Source organism: Microcystis sp. M20BS1 (assembly GCF_020245305.1).
Taxonomy (GTDB): domain Bacteria; phylum Cyanobacteriota; class Cyanobacteriia; order Cyanobacteriales; family Microcystaceae; genus Microcystis; species Microcystis ichthyoblabe_A.
Genome location: NZ_JADBUZ010000017.1, coordinates 80,092 through 103,371 on the forward strand (window position 1 = coordinate 80,092; position 23,280 = coordinate 103,371).

Sequence of the window (23,280 nt, forward strand, 5' to 3'; positions counted from 1 at the left end):
TTCTATAATCATTAAATTTACTACCATGACTATCTTCTTACAAACGCTAAAAGCTCAACATTTTTTAGATAACATTCATATTACCATCGCCCAGATAGGTTCTCGAAAAATTTCTGGGGCCGATGATTATAGTAGTCAATCGTGGGGAATTTTTGCCCCTAACTTAACTATCTATGGATTTGAGGCCGATGCCGATGAATGTAAGCGCATGAATCAGAATTTAAAGGAAAGAAATATCAGGCATCAAGAAAAACATATTCCCATCGCCCTCAGTAACACTCAAGGCAAATCCCAACTATATGTTACTAAAGATAAAGCGTGTAGTTCTCTTTATGAACCAAATCACAGCTATGTATCTCGTTTTCGTAGTTCTTTGCCTGAATTTCTTACCCTAGATTATGTATCAGAAATAGAAACAACCACTCTGGATAGTTTTTGTGCTAGTGAATTAATTGATACCATTGATTTTCTGCAAGTAGATGTACAAGGGGCAGAATTAAACATTTTTCAAGGGGCGCAACAGATCATCAAAAACAGCACCTTGGCTATTCAAACCGAAGTTGAATTTGCCCCTATCTATAAAAATCAACCGCTTTTTGCTGACGTAGATAATCATTTACGGCAGCAAGGTTTTTTTCTTCAAGGTTTTAAAGGATTACATTGTATTTCCAAAAAATCTTTTCCTGTTGAGATTAAAGCGGGTGTTCCTCAGTATCTTGCGGCACAAATGTTGTGGGGTGATGCGTTTTACTTTCAAGATTTAATTGGTCAATCTAGTCCGGTATCCCCAGAAAAACTATTAAAACAGGCTTGTATCGCGGACATATTGTACTTTCCTGATTATGCTTTAGAATTGCTGGAATATCTCACCGTCAATTATGGTTCTAATCCTCAATATAATTTCACAGAAGTAATTAATATTGGCCTGTCGATTCTCAAGGGAAATACAAGTAATAATATGGCAGAATTGACTATTCCCCAACCAAATATCCCTAACCAAGGGTCTGCTGCCCAACACAAACTCAAAATTGGTTATGTGTCCCCTGACTTTAAACGTCATCCCGTGGGCAAGTTTATTGCCCCAATTATTAAACATCATGATCGTCAAAAATTTGAGATTTATTGTTATGGGGAAATCCGCAAAGTTGATGAAATAACGGAAGAAATTCAGTCTTCTTGCGATCACTGGCGATCAACCCTTGGACTTACCGATGCTGAAGTAATCGAGCAAATTAAACAGGATCAGATTGACATCCTAATTGATTTAGCGGGTCATACGGAAGATAATCGCTTGCCGATCTTTTTTAGCAAACCTGCCCCTATTCAAGCTTCCTACTTGGGCTATTTTGCCACGACAGGTATCCCTACCATCGATTATTGGATTACCGATCATCATTTACACCCCGTAGATACGGAAGAAAAAACCAGCGAGACGATTTGGCGACTCCCCAGATGCTATGTGGCTTATCAACCTTCCCCGGAAGCCCTAGAAGTCAATCCCCTGCCCGCTTTAAGTTCAGAATATATTACCTTTGGTTGTTTGAACAATTTTTCTAAACTTAATCCTTTCCTTTTATCCCTCTGGGCAAAAATCCTTCAGGCATTACCTCAGTCCCGTCTCATCCTCAAAAGCCACTATCATAATTTAGACGATACCGAAGAAAAACAAAGTGTTGAATTATTCCTGCAAGAACAGGGCTTGAATCTCGAACAAGTTGAATTAATTGACTCACCGACATTGGCTGAGGATTATTTCGCCTTGTATCATCGTATCGATATTCACCTTGATACTTTTCCTTACAATGGTTGTACTACCACTTGCGATGCTTTGTGGATGGGGGTTCCGGTTTTAACCCTTGCTGGCGATCGTAAAATTCAACGGATGGGTAATAGTCTCCTACAGGCGATCGGCTTAGGGGATTGGATCGCTCATAGTCCCGAAGAATACGTTAACAAAGCCATTACTTTTGCCCAGGATCTAGAGGCGATCGCCTCATTAAGAACTAGCTTAAGAGAGCGTTTTCAACATTCTGAACTAGGAGATATACAAGGCCTAACCCTAGCCTTAGAAGCCTGCTTTCAGAGTTTAGTGAATAGTACCTTAGCTGCTCAAGTGGATAGGTTTGAAGATGAGTTCGACAACCCGCACGAGAATTTGAACAAAATTGCCTTACCTATCCCCCCAAAAATAACAAGCGCTATTTCTGATACATCGATTATTGATTTGTTAAAAAAAGCTAGGGCTGATGACTTTTCTGCCAGGTTTAGAGAAATTATTTCTGATCCACTAAATTTAGTGATTAAGAGAGATACTCGTGCTGGTATTGTTGATGGCAATTTTGTCTATCTTCACAACGGGATAAAAGTTCCATTCAAAGGGCAAGATGCTTATTACGGTGACTTTAGTTCGATTCTTGTCATGAATCGTGGTGTTCACGAGCCTTTAGAAGAGTTTGTATTTCAACAGGTGCTTAAACGGCTTTCTGTTGCTCCGAATATGCTTGAGTTGGGAGCCTATTGGGGACATTATTCTATGTGGTTAAAGATTTTACATCCCAACGCTACTGTGATCTTGGTGGAACCTGAAAGTCAAAATATCAAAGTTGGCAAAAAAAACTTTAAGTTAAACGGAATTGAAGGTCAATTTTTGCAAAATTTTGTAGGTAAAGGCTATTTTTCCGTTGACAAGTACTTAAGGGATAACTATATTAAAAAGCTTTCGATACTTCACTCTGATATTCAAGGGTATGAAGTGGAAATGTTGAGTGATTGCAGTTTTTCTCTAAGTAATGCCAATATTGACTATCTTTTTATTTCCACTCATTCTCAAGACTTACATTATGAGGTTATTCAAAAATTAAAACATTTTAGCTATAGAGTAGAGGTGTCCTCCGATTTTGATCAAACAACTTCTTATGACGGTTTTATTTTCGCGTCTAGTCCTTTAGTTAGTCCTGTTTTTACAAACTTTACCCCTATGAGCAGATTAGAAATCATTAAGTCATCACCTGAGAACTTAATAGATTATCTTAATGCATTGAGGAATGTAGAGACGCAAAGTCCCCTCAATTATTACAGTCAATATGTGCAGAAAAATTGCCCTCAAATGACCTCAGAAGATTGTGATCAACTTTTAGCTTTTGCTGATAATACTAACTGGAATCAACCCACTACGCTCAGAGAATGGAACAATGTAGCAGTTATTATGCTTATTGAGGCAGAAGAGACACAAGATATTGCCTTTCGCAAACAACTATTAAACAATGCGATAGCGGTTTTGGAGCAGGGAAAAGCCCATCCCTTAGCCGCCGTCCATTTAGCGCTGATTTATAGTCTAATAGGCGATTACAGCAAAGCCTATGTTTTAGCTTATTCTGTTTTTGTCGGTATTCTTGATCCGGCTTTTAGGAAAACCGCTTCAAACAAAGGACTTGTCTATTTACCTTCCACCGCCCGTACTTTATTAAACAAAGCTGAATATTTAGAGAAAATTCTAGCAGCCGAAAACTGCTACGAGCAAATATTATTTTTATGTGCCGAAGTTCTTAATCTATCTCAACCCTACTTTTACAACGCTTCTGGGCAAGATACCCTACAATTAATCTCTCAATCCCTTGCAACATCTCCCATCGTACAGTTACAACTAGGAATTGCTCGTTTTTGTGGGCAAAAATGGGATGGTATTTTTTACCTGCTCAAAGCCCATCAGATTAATCCCAATTACGCACCCTCAATACAAGCTCTTTATTTGGCTTATCGTAACTTACCGGAAGCAAAAGCGGCAGAATATTGGCTTCAGCAAGGGGTCACTCATTTTAACCCCAACTCTCCCGATGTGGGAGAGTGGATTTGGACCCAAGCCAGACCGGAAAATCCTTTTACTTATGTTCCCTATGATAATCTCATTCTGACAGTGGAAGCTAACTTAAAAAGTATTACCACTGCTGTTTTACTCGCCCAAGGAGATTGGTTTGAAGCGGAAATGGAATTGTGGCGTACCCAAATCCGTCCTGATATGACCGTTATTGATGTGGGGGCAAATGTGGGAGTTTATACCTTTAGTGCTGCTCAAAGGGTGGGAGAAACAGGGAAAGTCATCGCTATCGAACCATTTAAAGCTTGTGTAAACTGCTTACAAGAAACAAGCCGTATCAATCAACTCCCTTGGGTTAAAATTTACGAAGCGGCGGCCAGTGATCATTGTGGTTCGGCGAAACTATCTCTCCATAATGCCAGTGAGTTAAATGAAGTTATCAGCGATAATTCCCCTAATTATGATTTGGCTAATACTGTAACTATTCAATGTTTAACCCTTGATAGTTTAATTGAAACAGAAAACCTGACGAGGGTTGACTGGTTAAAAATAGATGCCGAGGGACATGAAATAAAAGTTCTACAGGGAGCAGAACGTTTATTAACAGAATTTAAGCCCAATATTATCTATGAAAATATTGCTGGAGCCCACGGTAGCAATGGTGCTATAATGGAATACATCCAAGCAAAGGGTTATCAGGTTTACAGTTACCGCCCCTATATCCAGGAGTTAGTTCCTGTGACCGATGCCAACCAGCTCAACAGTCAGTTAAATTTAATTGCTGTTTACAATCCAAACAAGTGACAGCGTGATTCCCTTGTCAACAATTAAAAATGAGGCTAACAAAATGAAAACTCTCAGCAGACTCAACTCCAAAGAATCAGCACTAACTGTCTTAGTTATTGTTTCACAAATTTTTCTCGTTAATCATCGGGTAATTGCCCAGTCAATTCCCCGAATTTCTATTCCAGGTCTTGCTACTCCTGTTATTCCCGTAATAACCCCAAATGTAGCAATTCCGACGGTAAACGTAACAACAACAAATAATATTCCTGCCACCAGTCTCAGATCTCAACCGGTCATTCCGACGGTAAACGTAACAACAACAAATAATATTCCTGCCACCAGCCTCAGATCTCAACCGATCATTCCGACGGTAAACGTAACAACAACAAATAATATTCCATCTACTTCCCTAATCAATTCTCCCACTCCGGTAATTCCGACAGTAAATGTCACATTTGATAATAAGGGTGTTCCTACTGCTGTTCCTGAGTTAAAACCCCTTACTTTTTCCGTCACGGGAAGTGAAGATAATCCTAGTAGTTTTCTTTCTGTTATTAACAATAACAATAATGGAGTGACACCAGACCCAACGAATGATCTATTGACCGAAGTTGTCAAAACAAGTGCAGGCACAAGTATTACTATTCCACAACCAACAGCAGTCAATGATCAGCTGGTCACGGTATCTACAGTTAATGTAGTTTTTCCATCTAGTCAAAAAGCCGAAGCCAGTAATATAACTTCTAGTTTTAACAATTCATTCAGCAATCCTTCCAACCCATTTACAATTCAGTCATCAACTTTAACTGTTAATTTCACGCCTCCGGTTTTAGACTAGGATGAACGGTGATAAGTAAGTAAGCCCAATGACTTTCGCAATATCACGGGCGGAAACGTTCTAGTGTATTACATTTGTGGGCGCAAAGAACCTGCGCCCACAAATGTGGAGCAAATCCGTTTTATGTAGGGGCATAAAACACACGCCCTCTTCTAGATAACATTTTCGATGATGATTTGGTAGTAGTGGTGAGCCGTATTGCTTATCCTGTATGGAGTGCCTAAAATATTTATCTTTCTGAATCTCGATGACAAGGCGAGCGAATGAGTCTCCGAATCACCTCTTTGTTTTTGTGATTTTGTCGGGTTTAGCTATTAGCTCAACCCCCTTCATTTTGTTGTTTTATGATGCTCATGAATCGTTATTGGTTAACGGGCAGGTCAAACGCTTTAGTTCAATTGTACTGTATGTTGATCATCGCTACCAATCAAGCGATCATTTGTTTGGCAAATTTGACCCGCTCCCATTGGTTAACTGGCAAGCCATAGAAGCTAAACTGTTGCAATGGTTTTATCCTTCTTTGTGTTCTGCCCAAAATCAGGCTCTGACTTCTGATTCGGGGCAAATCTTACTCGATCGATCGTCCGAACAAATCCTCGATGTTAAGGGCGTGTCTCTTACGATTGCGGCAGCATCGGCGAACCGAGAAACCCAATCTCGTCAAGAGACCATTCAAGTCGCTGAAACAGAAAAAACCGTTTCTTCTGCGTCAGCTGGGTCTCTGAATCTGTCTGATCAAGCGTCAGCCAAAGATGAGTCAGATTTATTTGAGTTCCTGACCCGGGGACAATATCACCGTCGGGCTGAAACGGATCAAGAGTCGGCTGTGATTGTAACTATTGGCTCCTCCTCCCCGAACCTTTCAGAGAGTCTCTCTAAACGCTCCGAGCAGCCCTCCACGGAGTCGGTATTGATAACTCAAGCTTTTTCCGGGGAGAATCTCTCGGGAAAAGCGTCAGATTTAATGCCAGTGGACAGTCAACCCCTGGATCAGTCTCTGCCCCATTCTCCAAATTCCCCTTCAACCCGGTCTCTGAATCCGTCCGATCAACCGTCAGTGGAGGATGACTCAGATTTGCGTCAGTTCCTCACCCAGGGGCAATATCACCGTCAGTCCAAAACGGATCAAGAGTCGGCTATGACTGTAACTACTGGTTCCTCCTCCCCGAACCTTTCAGAGAGTCTCTCTAAACGCTCCGAGCAGCCCTCCACGGAGTCGGTATTGATAACTCAAGCTTTTTCTGGGGAGAATCTCTCGGGAAAAGCGTCAGATTTAATGCCGTTGGACAGTCAAACCCTGGATCAGTCTCTGCCCCATTCTCCAAATTCTGCTTCAACCGGGTCTCTGAATCTATCTGATCAACCGTCAGTGGAGGATGACTCGGATTTGCGTCAGTTCCTCACCCAGGGGCAATATCACCGTCGGGCCGAAACGGATCAAGGGTCGGCTGCAACTGTAACTATTAGTTCTTCCTCACCGAAGGTCATTACTCAGATTCCCGCTCAAGAATTTTTCTTACCAAATACTCGTTTAGCTCCCTTTACCACTTTTTCTACGCCGGCAATAATTGATACCTGGGAAATTCCCACCACCACCATCAAACTGGAGATTGATTCTTCCGGCGATAGGTCGATAGCTCAGATTCCCGCTCAAGAATTTTTATCGGCAGATACTCAGTTAGCTCCCTTTACCACTTTTTCTACGCCGGCAATAATTGATACCTGGGAAATTCCCACCACCACCATCAAACTGGAGATTGATTCTTCCGGCGATAGATCGATAGCTCAGATTCCCGCTCAAGAATTTTTATCGGCAGATACTCAGTTAGCTCCCTTTACTATTCCTGCTACGCCGGCAATAATTGATATATTGAATGACTTAGAATTAAATCAAAATATCATTAACGCACCTGTTTTTGGTATAGTTACATACAAAGAAATTAGCCAACTAAATTTAGCACAAACTGGAACCTCAGATTTTTTTATTCCCAAAGATGTACCCACTGTTCCAGTTCCTCCAGTTCCAGAAATTATTAAACCAGAGGAAGAAGTTCCCAGTCAATCCCCGTTAACTGAGGAACAATTGAAAATTAAAGATATTGCCGTCAAGAGTTTTCTGGAAAGTGTTGCGGTACGCTATCCTTTTATTGTTAATACCAATGACTTACTTACAATAAACCCCTACGAATATAGGCCAACTATTCTTAATTTTTATGTTAATCTTACTTTTGATTTAGATCAATATTCCCTGGGTAATCAATTAAGTTTTAAAGAGTTTAATGATCCTCTACTTAAAAACTTTAATTTTTCTTACTATCCAAATAATCAGCAATTTTATTGGCTTTATGATAACAATGTCGTGATTGAAACAAATGGCTTTCATGGCAACATCAATTATCAGGGAAACGTTATTACTCAAAAATCTCGACAGACGGCAATTTCCACGATCCCATTTTTCGGAGTTCAGACAGTCTTTGCCCTACCTCAAGCATTTGAAAGTGCTAGGGGTTTTGAAAAAGATAATAACAACTTAAATATTACTAGCGGTGCTGTTGAGGTTGTTTCTCCTCAAGGTGTGCCAGGTGTTCCTCAAGTAGTTTTTAATATTAACGGAGAGATTGAGGTTGTTAGTTTGGATGACACTCGTAAAGCTTCAACTTTTACCGAACAGGGGGGAGGTTCTTCTTTCGGTAACTTAGATGCAGAAAATGCTCCCAAATTTTTACAAGGGTTTCCTACTATTAACTTTCAAGGTTTATTAGACAATAAAGTCAGATTGCAAATTGGCCAAAGAATTCCCCTAGAAAATTTAGCCAAAATCGGGGTTACAGTAGGAGATTTTTTCACAACGGCGGGGTTTAACTTCAATCAGTCTTTCAGTTCCTTACCCGGGGTAAAAACCTTACAATTTGACAAAGGATTTGAGGATCAATTGTCTCGAATTTATGCTAGTGCGTTAAATCTTGATAGTTCACAATTGCAGAATAATGATATTGTCGCTTTGATGAGCAATCCTTTTTTAACTCAAGAGCAGCGAGATTTTCATTACCTGAATTCTCTTATCTGGTATAGTGGCGGTCAACGAGCGCCCGAAATTACGACTCGTTCTTTTGAGCCAGAAACTCATAATTGGTATCGTTATATTTTCAATTATTCCCAGAATCGAACTCTTCTAAAATATCACCCTGAAAAAGTTGAATTAAGTTATACAAATGTCTTTGCTAATCCTGGCGTTTCCCTAACCGTATCTCCCTTTTTGAGTGATGTAGATGAGAGACAAATGGTGAATGCTACTTTGGGTTTAGCTTTGGGGGGGCTATTTTACTTACTCAACCCGAATGATATTAATGGCGCTCTAACCACAGCCAGACAAAAGTATGAAGAGAATCAAGCTCCCGAGTCTTTTTCTACTCAATCCACCTCGGCTGATAGAAGAGCAATGAACCTAAGATTAAATAATAGTCTTCAGAATGCAAACCTTGTTAGTCAATTAAATCAAGTATCTGGTAGTTATACAATCACAGATCATGTTACTCCTAATAGTTCTCTGCTTTTTCAATTGCGTACTGGTACTTATCAAAGGGCGGTTCAATTTTTTAGTCGAGAAATTGGTGAATGGACTCCGGAAAGTCCTCTATTCTTTTCTGTAATATCTCCCAATGATTTTGGACCCTTAGCCTATACTGGTGTTAATGTCCCCATTGAATTTACGAATATAGAACCTTTGAATCGTACAAGTTTTGCTTTTACAAAAGTTCAAAATAGCCAGGGAGATGTATTGTTCGAGCAACAATTGGCAGTACAATCCGAAGCTTTTACTGCTCTTCCGATTGTCGGTCCTGGGAAAGCCGCCGACATAGAATTTGGCAGAATAGAAATTAGTCGATTTCGTCAAAGAGAATTTGAAGATACGTCCTACATCGGTTATTTGTATTTACCCGCTTTGGAGTTTATACTCTCCGGTACAAGCAAGGGTTTCAGCTATAGTTTATCCCTGGGAGCTTGGACAAATTTATATCCTCAATCTTCTCCTCAAATTGATGAAAATATTTCCGATCTCCAGGAAAAAACAGTTGGAATATTTTCCAGTATTAACTTAAGGTGGAATTTTAATAACATTTGGTATAATAAGAACAAACAATGGGAGACAATTATTAGTAATTCGCCATTTGTCAATTTTAGTTGGAATAGTAGTCCTAATCGTTTGAATATTTCCAGTGCCAATTTTGGTAATGTTTTTCAGTTCGTGAGACAAAATTGGAATCTGACTTGGTTTAGTAACTTTAGCTTCAGCCCTCAAGAATTAAATGCGGCAGCTCCCAGGTCTAGTCTTGGGAATATTTCCTATTTTAGTTCTCTTAATTTTTCCGAGTCTTCAGGATTAAATATTATTTTTCCTATTTCGTTTGGCGATAAAGTTTTTTATTCTGTTGAGGCAACTTATCCCATTATTAAAGATCAAAAACTTGGTAGTACGAGACTAGGATTTTATTATAGTAACTATTCCGTCGCTACTCGGGGTTTTGATAACCAATTTGAAGATCCTAACTATGGCTTGGTAATCAAATACAATAATCCTTCATCTTTGCTCTCCATAGAAGCTTATCTGGGTCATAGTGATTCTGGTTTTAGGGGTCGAATTCAATCTAGCATAAACTTTAAGTTCTAATTAGGGTCTGCTGAAAAAGTACGGGCGAAGCATTCGGATAGAAAATCTCCGGTTTCACCGATAGGTTATTGCCCGAATGCTTCGCCCCTACGGGACGCGGGCCGATGAAGACGCAAGGTTTTGAAGCACGATTCTCTCAAAATCTGGCACCTGTTTCGCCAGAAAAGCCACAAAACCCTTACCTTGCCTACATTTCACATTTATTGATCAAACCCTAATTAAGGGTAATGATCAAAACTGCCTAACCGCACATTCTTCTACCGGATACAAAGGACGACATAATTCAGTTATACTGTTAACATGACCAGCCAGATTACTGCCTAGAATCGGGATTGATTATGGCTCTTCGGTTTGTGTTATGCAATGGACGGGGGTTATAAGGGATGGAACCCTTATATAGAAAGTCATTTAGCGATTTTTGTCAATTGTTTTTTATCTAGAGCGAACTAATCAATTAAGTCTCTTGCCAGATAAGGATTTAGTCGATCTATGCCCCCCTATCGAACCATAACAAGTAACGAAGAGCCAGTATAACTTACATTTTTTACTCAAAGACAACGCCAATTCACACTGGAATTGGTGCTTCATGCCGATAATTTCCCCATATTAATTGCTGGAGTGATTAACAACTTCAGGGGCAATCTCTAATTCTTGTTCACCAATGACAGGTAAATGATTTTTCTGTAAACCCATAGCAGTTAAACAAGTATTGAGAGAATTTATCGCTTGGTTATAATTCTCAATTTTTTGGTTAATTTCTTCCTGTTTGTGGGCATTATTCGCAATTTTTTCTGCCGCTTCCTGTTCTAAGGTTTGTTCTAGATAAGAACGAGCTTGATTGAACTGTTGTAGAATAGTATCGGCTTGTTTTTTTGCCATTGGTATCAATTGATTTTTCAGAGTATTATTAATAGTTTGACGGAAGTTTTTCTGAATTGTCGCTGATACTTTTGGCTCAAAATCTAACTTAAGTAATTGACGAATAGCAGGTTCAGCATCAAGAATACTTTCACAGTCATAACCTTGGGCAGTTTGTTGGACAGTTTGCCGAAATTGAAAGATAGAAAAAGTGCCTTCGTTGTAAAAATTGTGATTTTCTCTTACATAGCGATCGCACTCTGTTCTCGCTTCGGAAACTAAGGCATGAATTAACTGATCTTCTAGCTGTTTTAGCTGATTTTCTATGCCACTATCGTTACCCAATAAACGATAAATTTGCCGATAATAATCACCTTGCCTTACCGCATCTAAAAGACGCTGACAAAAGCGACTAATTAAACTTGTTGACTCCTCAATCAACACATCTTCTAGCTGGTTAGACAGATAATAAAAAGCTTCTACCAATACTGCTAATAAAGGTGCTGTAGCATTGCGGGGATGGGTTAAAGTCGCTTGTGAGTAAGCATTTTTGACAGAAAAAGTATTTAATAACTCATCCAATCTTGATACCATTCTCGCTTTCAGTTTCTTAAAGTCTTCCTCAAAGTTTTCATCGCTATTAACCACGATAGCATTGACATAACCATCGATATGTTTAGTTAATTTCTCTCCCACTTCTTTTAACTCTTGATTGAGGTGATTTAACTCCAGAGCTTTCATCGCCTCAATTTCTCGTGGTTGACTTTCTAAATCACGATAAATCCCTTGATAATGATTTTTCAGAGTAATGCAGAGAGATTGTAAATCATCGGCTAAATTAGCAAACAATTGCGGACGTTTTTCTTCGGTGAGATAACGAGTAATTGCCGTGCGAAATTCTGCGATACCGCTATCAGCAATTAACTGCTCTAGTAAAGGAGTTCCCCACTCACTTAAAACTCGGAAATAATTTTTATTGGGAGTTTCATAACCGTGGATGGAAACTTTAAAGGGAGTTGCCAGTAATTTACCGGAGTTGGCACAATAGTTATTAAACTCGCTGACAAATTGCGGTGTTTCTTCTTGTCCTCCTAAATTTTTGACACTTTCGGCAAAGATAGAATCTAAACCATAACGCTGATTAATATTGGTTTGATTTTTCACCTGATACCCATAAAATCCTAAAAGTCCGCTGGTTTTGTAGAGGCGGGAAGTATCACGAAATTGCGTTTGAATCAGGTTTTCTAAACGTTGTTTTAGTTGGGCTGCGTACCAGGTTTCATCAATGCGGTTAAAAACATAAAAAACTCGATCACGAATACCAGCATTAGAGCGAATTTTTTCGAGTAATTCCGTTTCTTCTGTGGCTAATTCTCCCGCAGAAGCAGCCTTTAAAACACAAACCACTGCCGAAGTATCAGGATGCTCTATTTTACGATAGGCTAAGGCGGCATCTTTTTTGACTGGGGCATCAATACCGGGCAAATCTACCAAAACGTTACCATCTTTAAGGAGAGGATGATGACAGTAATATTCTAGACGTTTTAAGACGGCACTATTACTACCACGACGGGCAAAACTGGCCGCTTCTGCTAAATTAGAAAAGTGAAATTGTTCCATGGAATAGGTGGCATTATGCAGCGTATGGATTCGCTCACGATTTTGAGTAAATCCTTCAATTAATAATTTTAAACCCTGAGCTTGTTTAGCTCGCTCGGATTTGCCTTCTCCCCCTTCCTGTTCGATAATTTTTTGACAGTATTGGTTTAACTGACTACAGTATTCCGGGGAATTAATGTTACTGGGATTGGTTAATTGCAGATTTTGACAGACGGTATCGACTAAAGTACGAATTTCTACTTCGCTGAGAAAGGTTAAAACCACTCTTTCCTCATCAGCTTCTGCGTACTCAATATAACATTCTGTACCCGTTGCGTGTCCTTCGGCACTATACAGCAATTCTCGCTCTAAAAGTGCATTGATTAACATTGATTTCCCCGCACTAAAAGCACCAGCGAAAACGATTTCAAATTTGGGAGAAATGGCTTTTTGTAGGGCGATTTCTATCTTGCTGGTATCCTGTTGATTGCGGAGAGAGGATTCGCCTTTTAATAGTTCAATTATACTGTTAACATTACCAGCCAGATTACTGCATTGGGGTAAAAGTTCAGTCATGGTAAAACCCAGATCTAGAAGAACAGTGCTATTGTTTCCCAGATTATAACAAAATTCACTAACTAGATGTCAGATCTTTGGTCGGCGATTTAAGCAATCAAGGACAAAGTCATCGTCTTCAATCTAGAATCAGGATTGATTAAGTAGTTGGACAAAAGTAAAGTTAACTGTGGGGTAAGGAGTCAGTAGTCAGTAAGAATTGCGGCAATTTACATTTCTTAAGATAGACAACAGAATTTATGTCCGACTACTTATAATCAATTTAGTACATACTGATTGCCGAGAACCTCCTTAGGTAAAAATTCTCTCCTGACTCCTACTCAATCCTAGTACAATGATAATTATATGGGCAAAAATGGCACTAGATAAATTGAGATTAAAAAAAATTCAGCCGATGAGACAGTTAGGATTTTTGTTAGGAACAGTTTTTCTTTTGGGTGGCTGTCATTCTCTCAATGCTATCCAAAATCGTCCCCAACCCTTGCCCCAAGATCAATATATTCAAGTCTATTTTAATTATAATCAGGCCCAGGGTTCAAATTATACCGATCCCTATCGCCAAATTAATCGTCCAGGGGATAATTTAGAACAGATTATTATTGATAATATTAACTCGGCAAAAAGTTCGATCGATCTAGCGGTGCAAGAGTTACGTTTACCCGCCATCGCTCAAGCTTTAGTTGCTCGTCAGCAGCAGGGAATTAAAGTTAGGGTTATCCTCGAAAATATTTACAATCAACCTATTCATAGTTTAGCCAAAAACCAAGAACAATTAAGCGATCGAGAACAGGAACGTTATCAAAACCTTTTTGATTTAGTTGATCTAAATCGAGATGGTAAATTAAGTGCGGAGGAAATCGCCCAAAGAGATGCAATTACTATCCTCAAAAAAGCTGGTATTCCCCTAATTGATGATAGTGCAGATCGCTCAAAAGGTAGCAGTTTAATGCACCATAAATTCATGGTTATTGATCATCACACTACTTTAATCAGTTCAGCTAACTATACCTTAAGTGATATTCATGGAGACTTTTCTAATCCCAAAACTGTCGGGAATGCCAATCACTTATTAGTAATTACTAATCCCCCACTAGCTAGAGTTTTTCAAAAAGAATTTAACCTGATGTGGGGAAGGGAAGATCGGCCTAGATTTGGGTTAGATAAACCCCAGAGAAACCCGCAAACAATTACTATCGGTAATAGTAGTCTGACGGTAAAATTTTCCCCCGATTCTACCGCTTATCCTTGGGCAATTACTAGCAATGGTCTGATCGGTGAAACTTTAAATAAAGCTAAAAAATCCGTGAATTTAGCCCTGTTTGTCTTTACAGAACAGCCTTTAGCTAATATTCTCGATCAACGACATCAAAAAGAGATAGAAATTAAAGCTTTAATTGATCCTAGTTTTGCCTTCCGATACTATAGCGAAGGATTAGATTTATTAGGAGTTGCTCTCAGTAATAAATGTCGTTATGAACCAGATAATCAGCCTTGGCAAAACCCAATTAATACCCTAGGAGTTCCCGCTCTAGCGGCGGGAGATAAGTTACACCATAAATTCGGTTTAATCGATGATAAAATTGTGATTACTGGTTCTCATAATTGGTCAAGAGCCGCTAACCATCAAAATGATGAAGCTTTAGTTATTATCGATAATCCCACCGTTGCCGCTCATTTCGATCGAGAATTTCAATATCTTTACCGTACCGCTAAATTAGGACTGCCGGAAACTATTAAAAATCGGATCGAACGGGATAGAAAAAACTGCCCCCAATCCGTAACAGTTAAAAGCGATCGCTTAATTAATTTAAACACCGCCACAAAAGAGGAACTAGATACTTTACCCGGTATCAGTGGCAAATTAGCCGAAAAAATTATCGCAGCCCGGCAAGAAAAACCCTTTACTTCCCTAGAAGATTTGGATCGAGTATCGGGAATCGGTAAGGGAAAAATTAACAAGCTGCAAGGCAAAGTTAGCTGGTGATGATTGTCTCGTCTGTATTTTTTGCCCCAGTCCAAAAGGGACTATTTTAACGGATCGGGAATACTATCGGAAGGAGCCTCAAACTGTCCAGTAATCACGTATTCTAGACGCAATTTCAGCCAAGTAATAAACTGTTGATTGAGAGAAACAATTGCCGCTGCTGGTTGGGGAGTTTTCTTTTTGATATCGGCAAAAGCGGGGGTATCTAAAAAAGCTGGGTTGGCAATTAACCAAAAATCAATTTCTTGACCTTTTTCTTGGTAATTCCTGATTCTTTCCTTCAAAACTTCCTTTTCGATCGCTTCTTCTTCTAAAAACTTTTGACTGGCTACCAAATAATAATAAGTTGTCATCATCTTTCCTTTAATTTTTCAGTGTAATTGTTCCCTAGTCGGGAGATTAGCTGATAGCTGATAGCCTTTACAATTGCCCACGCATAGCCAATTTCATTTCCCTAACAGCCCGTTCCAACCCGACTAAAACCGCACGACTGATAATTGTGTGACCAATGTTCAATTCTTCCATATTGGGCAAACAGGCGACGGCATAAACATTCCAATAGGTCAAACCGTGACCAGCATTCACCCGCAAACCCAGAGAGGAAGCGTATTCGCAGCCTTCTTTAAGAATTGTTAATGCCGCTTGACAATCGCTCTCCTGTTGTGCTTCGGCGTATTGACCAGTGTGGAGTTCGATAAATTTCGCCCCCGTGTTAGCGGCCGCTTGAATTTGGGCAAAATCGGCATCAATAAACCAACTAACGGGGATATTAGCCGCTTGTAGGCGCTCGACAACCTGACAAAAACGGTTAAAATTGCCCAGCATATCGATCCCCCCTTCCGTGGTCACTTCCTCGCGCTTTTCGGGGACAAGGGTGACATAATCGGGTTTAAGATCGAGAGCAATGGCGATCATTTCCTCCGTCGGGGCCATTTCCAGATTCAGATGAGTCCGCACCGTTTGCCGGAGAATCCGCACATCGCGATCTTGGATATGACGACGATCCTCGCGCAAGTGAACGGTAATGCCATCAGCACCGCCGATTTCAGCCAAAACTGCCGCCGCCACGGGATCCGGTTCCACGGTACGACGCGCTTGGCGAATTGTGGCCACATGGTCGATATTGACACCCAAAGTCAGCAAAGTTGAACCTCCTTGTTTGTTAGTCCAACTTTCCATCTTACCATTGCGGTCAAAAGCGATTACATACTGGAGATATTTAAACCCATGGTCAGTTCTTCCATTTTGCTGCGCATAGTTTCCGTGGAGGCATCATAGGCGGCTTTCATGGCTTCTAGAATAGACCCAGCCACAATCTCCAGATCTTGGGAGAGGAGAGAAGGGTCGATTTCAATCCCCCGGGGTTCTTGGTTGCCACTGAGATAGACTGTCACCAAGCCATTTTCACTCTGGCCAGGAATTTCCATAGTTTCCAGTTCTTCTTGCAGAACTTTGGCCCCTTGTTGCACCTGTTGCGCTTTTTGGAAAGCGTCTTGTAGTTCTTTAATCTTACCGAGACCGAATCCGAATCCTTGTCCTTGTGCCATGATGTTTTTTTTGTTTAAGGGGTCACTCAAGGTTTTTATTGTACTGCTTAAGGTGAACTGGGGTCAACTTTTGGCCATTGGAGGACGATCAAACCTCTGCAATCGGGGGACGACCATCGGCTTTTGCCTCTGATAGAATCAAGGCAAGGGAAGGAGTCAAGGAATGGGGAAAAGTCTTTTTCTATCCTTCATCCCGGGCCGCTGGGCAACCGCCCCACGCCATAATAGAATTGTTGCTTTGACGAGGAGAATAGCAATTTTGAACGCCAAAAAAACGGGAATTTTCTTGACAATTGCCCTAAGTTGTGCTTTAGCGGGGAAAGCGGCGATCGCTAATACTTCCCCTTTGGAGGGGACTCGATGGAAACTAAGGGGGTGGACAGCCGGAAGTTTGGTGAAAGAAACGGAAATTACTGCCGCTTTCCAGAAAAATATCCTCAGTGGTTCGGCCGGATGCAACCAGTATAATACTGGCTATCAAGTCAATGATGACACGCTTCAGATCAATCAAGCGATCGCTACTACCAAAAAAGCCTGTCCGGAACCGCAGATGAAACAAGAAAATCAATATCTTGCTGCCTTGCAAGGAGTGGAACAATTCCAAGTGACAGCTAAAGGCGATTTACAATTATTTTATCGTACTCCCGAAGGTTTAGGAATACTCACTTTTACCCCCGCACCAACCACCACGCGCACGGAAAGGACAATTTATATCAATTCTAGGAAACAACCCTGTACTCAAGGCCAAAGCAAAGACTGTTTACAGATGCGAGAAAAACCAGAGGAAAACTGGAGATTGTTCCCTAATAGTATCGAGGGATTTGATTATAAACCAGGATTTTTCTATCAAATTAAAGTTAGCGTTGAAACCGTATCCAATCCAGCTACTAATCAAAATTCCGAAACATGGAAGCTATTAGAAGTTATTAGCCAAACCCCAGAAAAAGAGACTCCGCGAGCTTGGTTTGATCGACCGTTAACTAATTGGAATAAAGCCAAGTCCCCTATCCCCAAATCTCCCGTTAAAACCGTGATCGATAACCAGTGTCGTGAACAGGTTCGTCCGGCAATTACTGCCAATGATCAAGCACTTAATAAAGCAGGATGGTTACTCTACGGGGCCGTGCAAACCTATGGCAAAACTAGCGTTATTTCGGCTATGAGTGGAGTGGATGGAATGTGCCGACCAATGGGTTATCAAGACTTTGTTTTTGTCGATGGTAAATTCGCTGGCACTCTTTCCCCGCGACCGATGGATTCCCGCACTGATGGTGCATCTCAGAGAATTGTTTTACAAAATAGCACTCGAATTATTGTGGTTTTTAATCGCTATAAAGATACTGATCCTCTCTGTTGTCCTTCCCAATTAAGTCGCGTTGTTTATCAAATTGAAACAGTCAGCGGAGTGCCAGTGGTTGTTCCCAAAGAAGCGGAAACAGAAGCAGTAAGAAATTAATTCAGTTATCAGTTATCAGTTATCAGTTATCAGTTATCAGTTATCAGTTATCAGTCATCAGTTATCAGTTATCAGTGAGATAGGGAAAAAAAGACTGGCAGCTAATAGCTTACTTTTTTATTATATCTCCCGCAAAAGTGAGTTTTTAATCGCAGATGCTATTAAAGTCCTTAATTTAAGGATTTTTACAGAAAAAGATCGCTTTTCTACTGCCAGAAAATAATCTATTTCTTTCCGCTTATCCTGACTCGGAGAATACTGGATCGGGGACTCCTCACTTAACGGAAGATTTTTGATTTATGCAGCAGGTTTAGTGATTAGGCACTGATACTAGATAAGTAGTTATAGAATTCTAATAACTCCTCATTAGTTAGCAGTAAACGGGACTTTTTGCCATAGGTAGAAATCAGGTATTCTCGACCTTTTTCTGTAGTCCAAGCTAATCGTTTCATCTCCACATCAATTTTAGTTTTAAGCACTGAATAATCGATTTCTTCGGGAATAACAACAACTGGTTCCGGTGCCGGGGGTTCTTCTTCAGTTAAACTCGCTTCTTCTGGCAATTCTGATAATAAGGAGTAATTATCGGTTTCCATTTCTAATAATAAAGGCTCTGGTTCCGGTAAAGGAATATCCTTAACTTGGGGTAATTCCAGTTCAATTTTAGCCGGGGGAATATCCTGAACTTGGGGTAATTCCAGTTCAATTTTAGCCGGGGGAATATCCTGAACTTGGGGTAATTCCAGTTCAATTTTAGCCGGGGGAATATCCTGAACTTGGGGTAATTCCGGTTCAATTTTAGCTTCAGGACGAGGTATTTCAGTGACTTTAGCCGTTTTAGTCGATTTTTTGGTACTAGGGACGGTTTTAGGTAAATCGGACGGTAGAGAAATATTATTGGGGCTGACTTTTTCCACAAGCTGGAGATCGGGGGTGTTTTCAGCCTCTAAAAGCAGTAAAGCTCGTTCTCTGGCTCTATCTTCGGCGATTTCCACCGTATCTGCCGCTGCTAAACCTGTAACAACCGTTTTTCCCTCAATTTCGATGATCGCTCTCACAATATACTTGCCGTGATCGATTTGAACTAACTCGCTAATCAGGGCAACTTGGGGGTAACGTTGGCGTAACTTTTGCAACATGGTGACTTTTTCGAGTTCTTTTGTACTTATACTAAAATACTCTATCGTAATTATGGAAAAATGTAGCAAGTTCTTGCTAGGATTAAAGATTAGATAAAATTTTCAGTCCTAGGATTAGCCTTGCCCACAGTAACAAGATTCTACTAGGCTGAAGCTTCTGCCAGCAAGATGAGCGATCGCCAAAAGGTTTGCCAGTGTTCGCTATTGGCTTATACTAACGAAGGCTTCGATAATTCTCAGGGTAGGTTCGGGTGTTCGATGCTTGGTCAGTTTACCTTCACTGTCACCACCAGCGATCGCAATTAGCCCGATAGAGATAATCTCTCGAGTCAATGGTTTAAATCAATCCTCTCATTATATAAGTATTTAAACTTAATTGTCCACCATTCCGTCAGTGTCTTGTAAGTAAGGATTATTGTTAGATGGACTTCTCGATCGCCACACTCCTCTCTCATCTTAGTGATGATAAATTAGCTACGGGTAAACTTCTCGAAAAAAAATTAGGCTGCGAAGACGATCCCGAAAGCTGCGAAAAATTGCAAGTGATTCTCGATGCTTTGGAACGTCTGGGAATGGTTGTCAAAGAACGGGGGCGCTATCGTCGTGTGATCGAGGAAAATATTGTAGAAGCAAAGCTGCGCTGTTCCAGTAAAGAATTTTGCTTTGCTATCCAAGATATCGAAGATGCTGATGACATCTACGTCTCGAAAAATCATCTCAGTAACGCTTGGAATGGCGATCGAGTTTTAGTCAAAATCATCCGCGAGGGAACCCGTCGTCGTTCCCCAGAAGGAGAGGTGAGATTAATTCTCGAACGAGCTAATCCTTCGCTTCTAGCGCAAGTAAAACAGGAAAATGAGCAGTTTGTGGCGGTTCCCCTGGATGATCGTCTGAAATTTACCCTTAATCTCCTCGAAAATGGTCAAAATCTCCTAGAAAACATCGATCACCTCGTTCATGTTTCCGTCCTCCGTTATCCCCTAGGGGAAATGCCTCCCATCGGTAAAGTTACTCGCGTTCTCGGTTCCACGGCCGAGGCCGCTGCCGACACGGATATCGTCTCCTGTAAACACGATCTACCCCATAATTTTCCGCCAGAAGCCCTCGAAATTGCCGATAATTTAGCGGATTTCTTCGATAGTGGCGAAAAAGAACAACTGCGAGATTTAACCCAACTCTTCACCTTTACCATCGAAGATGACACCCCTCTAGATTATCCCCCAATCATTGAAAATGCCTTTTCTTTAGAGAAAATCAACCAAAATCGCTGGCAAGTCGCCATTCATATCAGCGATGTCACCCGTTACATTGAACGGGGCGGATTATTGGATAAAGTTGCCAAAAAACGGGGAACAGCCGTCTATTTAGGCGAAAAAGTGCTGCCATTAGTCCCGGCTGCCCTTGCCAGTCGTTGTTCCCTGTCACCCCAAGAACAGCGCCCCGCTATTTCTATCCTCGTCACCCTCGATGACAAGGGGGAGCTAGTGGAGTACGAAATCACCCGCAGCCTCATCCAAGTGGATCAACATTTTACCTATCAACAGGTGCGCGATCTGCTCAGTGAAGAAGATAGCGAAGCTGCCCCCACCGATACCGTTGAAACCCTGAAAGATTTATTTTTCAGCGTTTGCCCCACCCTAAAATCCCAACGTCTGCAGCGGGGTAGTTTTGATATTCAATTAGACAAAATCTCTCCCTACAAAGACGAAGGACGGGGGGGGACTGTTCTCGCTTCTAATAATTTACCTGCCCGTTCTTTACTGACAGAAGTGGCAATTTTAGCCGGCAAAGTCGTCGCTGAACATTTACAGGCCTTAAAATTGCCCTGTATCTACTGTGGACAATCGGAACCAGATTGGGATGAATTGGAGGATTTACTCAAATTGGCCAATAATTTAGGGGCAGAATTAAATTTAACTGCCGAGGAGGAGATTAAACCCAATGACTATCAAAATCTCACCCGCACTTTTTCCGCTTCCTCATCGGTGAAAGTCCTCAATTATCTCCTGCAAGAAACTCTCAAATTAGTTAGATATAGCAGCCATCCTCTGTCCCATTTTGGTTTGGCCTATCCTAGCAATTATACCCACTGTCTCTCACCCCTACAAAGATATGCGGATCTTTGGGTACAACGGGTGTTAAAACTCCTATTAACCGAGGGGAAAGATCGCCGCAGCAAAATCGTCAAAGTCGGGGTTAATTTGGGCAGTAATAGCTGTCATGGACAGATTCATTGGAATATTCTCCCAAGTCAAATTCAGGAGGATTTGGAAGAAGAAAGCCATCTAATTGTTTCCCATCTCAATGATCGCTCAAAAATTGCTGAAGATGCCGAAAAAGACCTAGAAGGATTGAAAAAAGCCGAGAAAATGAAAGAAAGAATGGGTCAAGTTTTTCGCGGCTTAATTACCGGTGTACAATCCTATGGTTTCTTCGTGGAAATTTCCGATTTATTAGTGGAAGGGTTGGTCCATGTTTCTTCTCTCAAGGATGATTGGTACGAATATCGCGCTCGTCATAGCTGTTTGGTAGGACGGAAAAATCGCGTTGCCTATCGTCTCGGTGATGAGGTAGAAGTGGAGATAAAAGATGTAGACTATTATCGTCAGCAAATCGATCTAGTTACGGTTAGCGGTGGCAGTTCAGCAAGTTATGACGACTTAGAAGAAGATTAATTATGAATCAATTAACCACCGAAAAAATCGGGAAAACCCGCTTTATTCTGCCCTTTTTATGCGGTATTTTTCTCTTTTTAACTGGCTGTGTCCGTTACGATGTGGGCATTAATTTTCCCCACCAACACCACGGGGAAATTATTCAACATATCACCCTCGGACAACGCTTAACCAGTCTCAGTCAAACCGAAGCCACTAAATGGTTAAATAGTATCGAACAGAGGGCAAAATTACTTAAGGGGAAAACCGATCATATTTCCGAACGAGAAATAATTGTCACTATTCCCTTTAGTAATAGTCAGGAATTAGAGGAAAAATTCAATCAATTTTTTGATCCTAGTTCTTCCTTTAAAATTAAAAATTCCGCTAATACTGATGATATAAAGTTACTGCAACTGGATTCAAAACTGGCAGTTACAGAAAAAGATTGGTTCTTTTTGACCCAGAAAAACTTAAAATTAACCGTTGATTTGCGGGCTTTGGGTGTACTTTCCGAACAGGGAAATATTATCATTAGCCCCGGTTCCTTAGTTGATATCGACTTCGCTTTAAAGACTCCCTTAGCTGGTCAAAATATTGAAGATGACTCAGGATTAAATCCCCCAGTAGAACAAGTTGACAATCAGTTAATTTGGCATTTAAAACCGGGAGAAATTAACACCATTGGCGCGGCTTTTTGGGTTCCTAACTATTTGGGTATCGGCACAATAATTATTGTTGTAATAACAGTTTTTGCCTATTACTTGAAATATAAACGCTTGCCTGGTGTATCCCCATCGACTTAAATTGAGAGTAACTATTCAGGCAGCAATTCTAAATTTGCCCTGTAGCAAGGCTTTTGGGAGTTAGTTCGCATAATACGGGGTGAAATTCAATGGGATGGCGAATTTCATTTGACGAGTCTTCGGACTTTTGACGTGATAGTACACCCAAAGTTGCGCCAAAAATCCCCCTTTAAAATGTTCTTTAAATCCCTTAAAAGGCTTGCTGTGTCTAAAACTGAGAATTGCTGCTATTCAGGTCTAGGGGTTGACAAAGAGAGAAAAATCAGCAGTGGGGATAAGAGAGACAAACCTATTCAAGGGGTGATGGACAGAGGCCAAAGCCTGACGCAAGAAAGTGCCAATTCAAAAATGAAAAGCATCAACCTCAAGAGTTGACAAAGAAAGGCTCATCAGTATGCGGCAGCCTAAAAAGATTGTATTGTAAAGTTTTGTAAAAAATATATGCAAATGACTGCAAACAACTGCTAATATGGTTAGTACAAGTTTACGTTGCAGTTCACATGAAACTATCAGATTATGCTAAGAAAAAAGGGATCAGTTATGACACTGCTTGG

At 40.6% G+C, this 23,280-nt stretch carries 13 protein-coding genes; 7 read left to right on the forward strand and 6 right to left on the reverse strand.

Features of this window, described 5'->3' with window-relative positions; genetic code table 11:
- The first annotated feature begins 25 nt into the window (after positions 1–25).
- The 3 genes from IM507_RS02170 to IM507_RS02180 all read left to right on the forward strand — a co-directional run bounded on the left by IM507_RS02170 (position 26) and on the right by IM507_RS02180 (position 10,107).
- Entirely contained in the window at positions 26–4,618 is a 4,593-nt protein-coding gene (locus IM507_RS02170) for an FkbM family methyltransferase (RefSeq protein WP_287636472.1), read from the forward strand.
- Between the two features lie 43 nt (positions 4,619–4,661).
- Positions 4,662–5,438, forward strand: coding sequence for a YajG family lipoprotein (locus tag IM507_RS02175; protein WP_287636473.1), 777 nt, complete (start codon positions 4,662–4,664; stop codon positions 5,436–5,438).
- A 247-nt stretch (positions 5,439–5,685) separates the two neighbouring features.
- Entirely contained in the window at positions 5,686–10,107 is a 4,422-nt protein-coding gene (locus IM507_RS02180; protein WP_287636475.1) for a hypothetical protein, read from the forward strand.
- Between the two features lie 606 nt (positions 10,108–10,713).
- On the opposite strand, the gene IM507_RS02185 is transcribed toward IM507_RS02180, so the two are convergent.
- Complete coding sequence (locus tag IM507_RS02185) at positions 10,714–13,140, reverse strand: dynamin-like GTPase family protein (protein WP_002740487.1); 2,427 nt, start codon at positions 13,138–13,140, stop codon at positions 10,714–10,716.
- Between the two features lie 355 nt (positions 13,141–13,495).
- Here IM507_RS02185 and IM507_RS02190 point away from each other — a divergent pair, with 355 nt between their 5' ends.
- Positions 13,496–15,124, forward strand: coding sequence for a DUF655 domain-containing protein (locus IM507_RS02190; RefSeq protein WP_287636477.1), 1,629 nt, complete (start codon positions 13,496–13,498; stop codon positions 15,122–15,124).
- Positions 15,125–15,165: 41 nt separating this feature from the next.
- On the opposite strand, the gene IM507_RS02195 is transcribed toward IM507_RS02190, so the two are convergent.
- From IM507_RS02195 to IM507_RS02205, 3 genes are all read right to left on the reverse strand, one after another.
- Complete coding sequence (locus tag IM507_RS02195; protein WP_002734125.1) at positions 15,166–15,477, reverse strand: MgPME-cyclase complex family protein; 312 nt, start codon at positions 15,475–15,477, stop codon at positions 15,166–15,168.
- Positions 15,478–15,544: 67 nt separating this feature from the next.
- A complete protein-coding gene (locus IM507_RS02200) occupies positions 15,545–16,267 on the reverse strand; it encodes a pyridoxine 5'-phosphate synthase (protein WP_211569805.1) in 723 nt (240 codons plus the stop codon).
- Positions 16,268–16,326: 59 nt separating this feature from the next.
- Positions 16,327–16,671 carry a YbaB/EbfC family nucleoid-associated protein gene (locus IM507_RS02205; RefSeq protein ID WP_002733791.1) on the reverse strand — a complete coding sequence of 115 codons (345 nt, stop codon included), beginning with the start codon at positions 16,669–16,671 and terminating at the stop codon, positions 16,327–16,329.
- A 163-nt stretch (positions 16,672–16,834) separates the two neighbouring features.
- Between IM507_RS02205 and IM507_RS02210 the strand changes: the two genes are divergently transcribed.
- Complete coding sequence (locus tag IM507_RS02210) at positions 16,835–18,127, forward strand: DUF4377 domain-containing protein (protein WP_123231094.1); 1,293 nt, start codon at positions 16,835–16,837, stop codon at positions 18,125–18,127.
- A gap of 317 nt (positions 18,128–18,444) precedes the next feature.
- Here the strand turns inward: IM507_RS02210 and IM507_RS02215 are convergent, their stop codons facing one another.
- Entirely contained in the window at positions 18,445–19,266 is an 822-nt protein-coding gene (locus IM507_RS02215) for a hypothetical protein (RefSeq protein ID WP_287636479.1), read from the reverse strand.
- Positions 19,267–19,467: 201 nt separating this feature from the next.
- Positions 19,468–19,599 carry a hypothetical protein gene (locus IM507_RS02220; RefSeq protein WP_002732870.1) on the reverse strand — a complete coding sequence of 44 codons (132 nt, stop codon included), beginning with the start codon at positions 19,597–19,599 and terminating at the stop codon, positions 19,468–19,470.
- A gap of 89 nt (positions 19,600–19,688) precedes the next feature.
- Here IM507_RS02220 and IM507_RS02225 point away from each other — a divergent pair, with 89 nt between their 5' ends.
- Both IM507_RS02225 and IM507_RS02230 read left to right on the forward strand, forming a co-directional pair.
- Positions 19,689–21,941, forward strand: a complete 2,253-nt coding sequence (locus IM507_RS02225) for a ribonuclease R family protein (RefSeq protein WP_287231635.1) — start codon at positions 19,689–19,691, stop codon at positions 21,939–21,941.
- Between the two features lie 2 nt (positions 21,942–21,943).
- The gene (locus IM507_RS02230; protein WP_002734632.1) at positions 21,944–22,726 is read left to right on the forward strand and encodes a DUF3153 domain-containing protein; all 783 of its coding nucleotides are present in this window, start codon (positions 21,944–21,946) and stop codon (positions 22,724–22,726) included.
- Positions 22,727–23,280 lie beyond the last annotated feature (554 nt).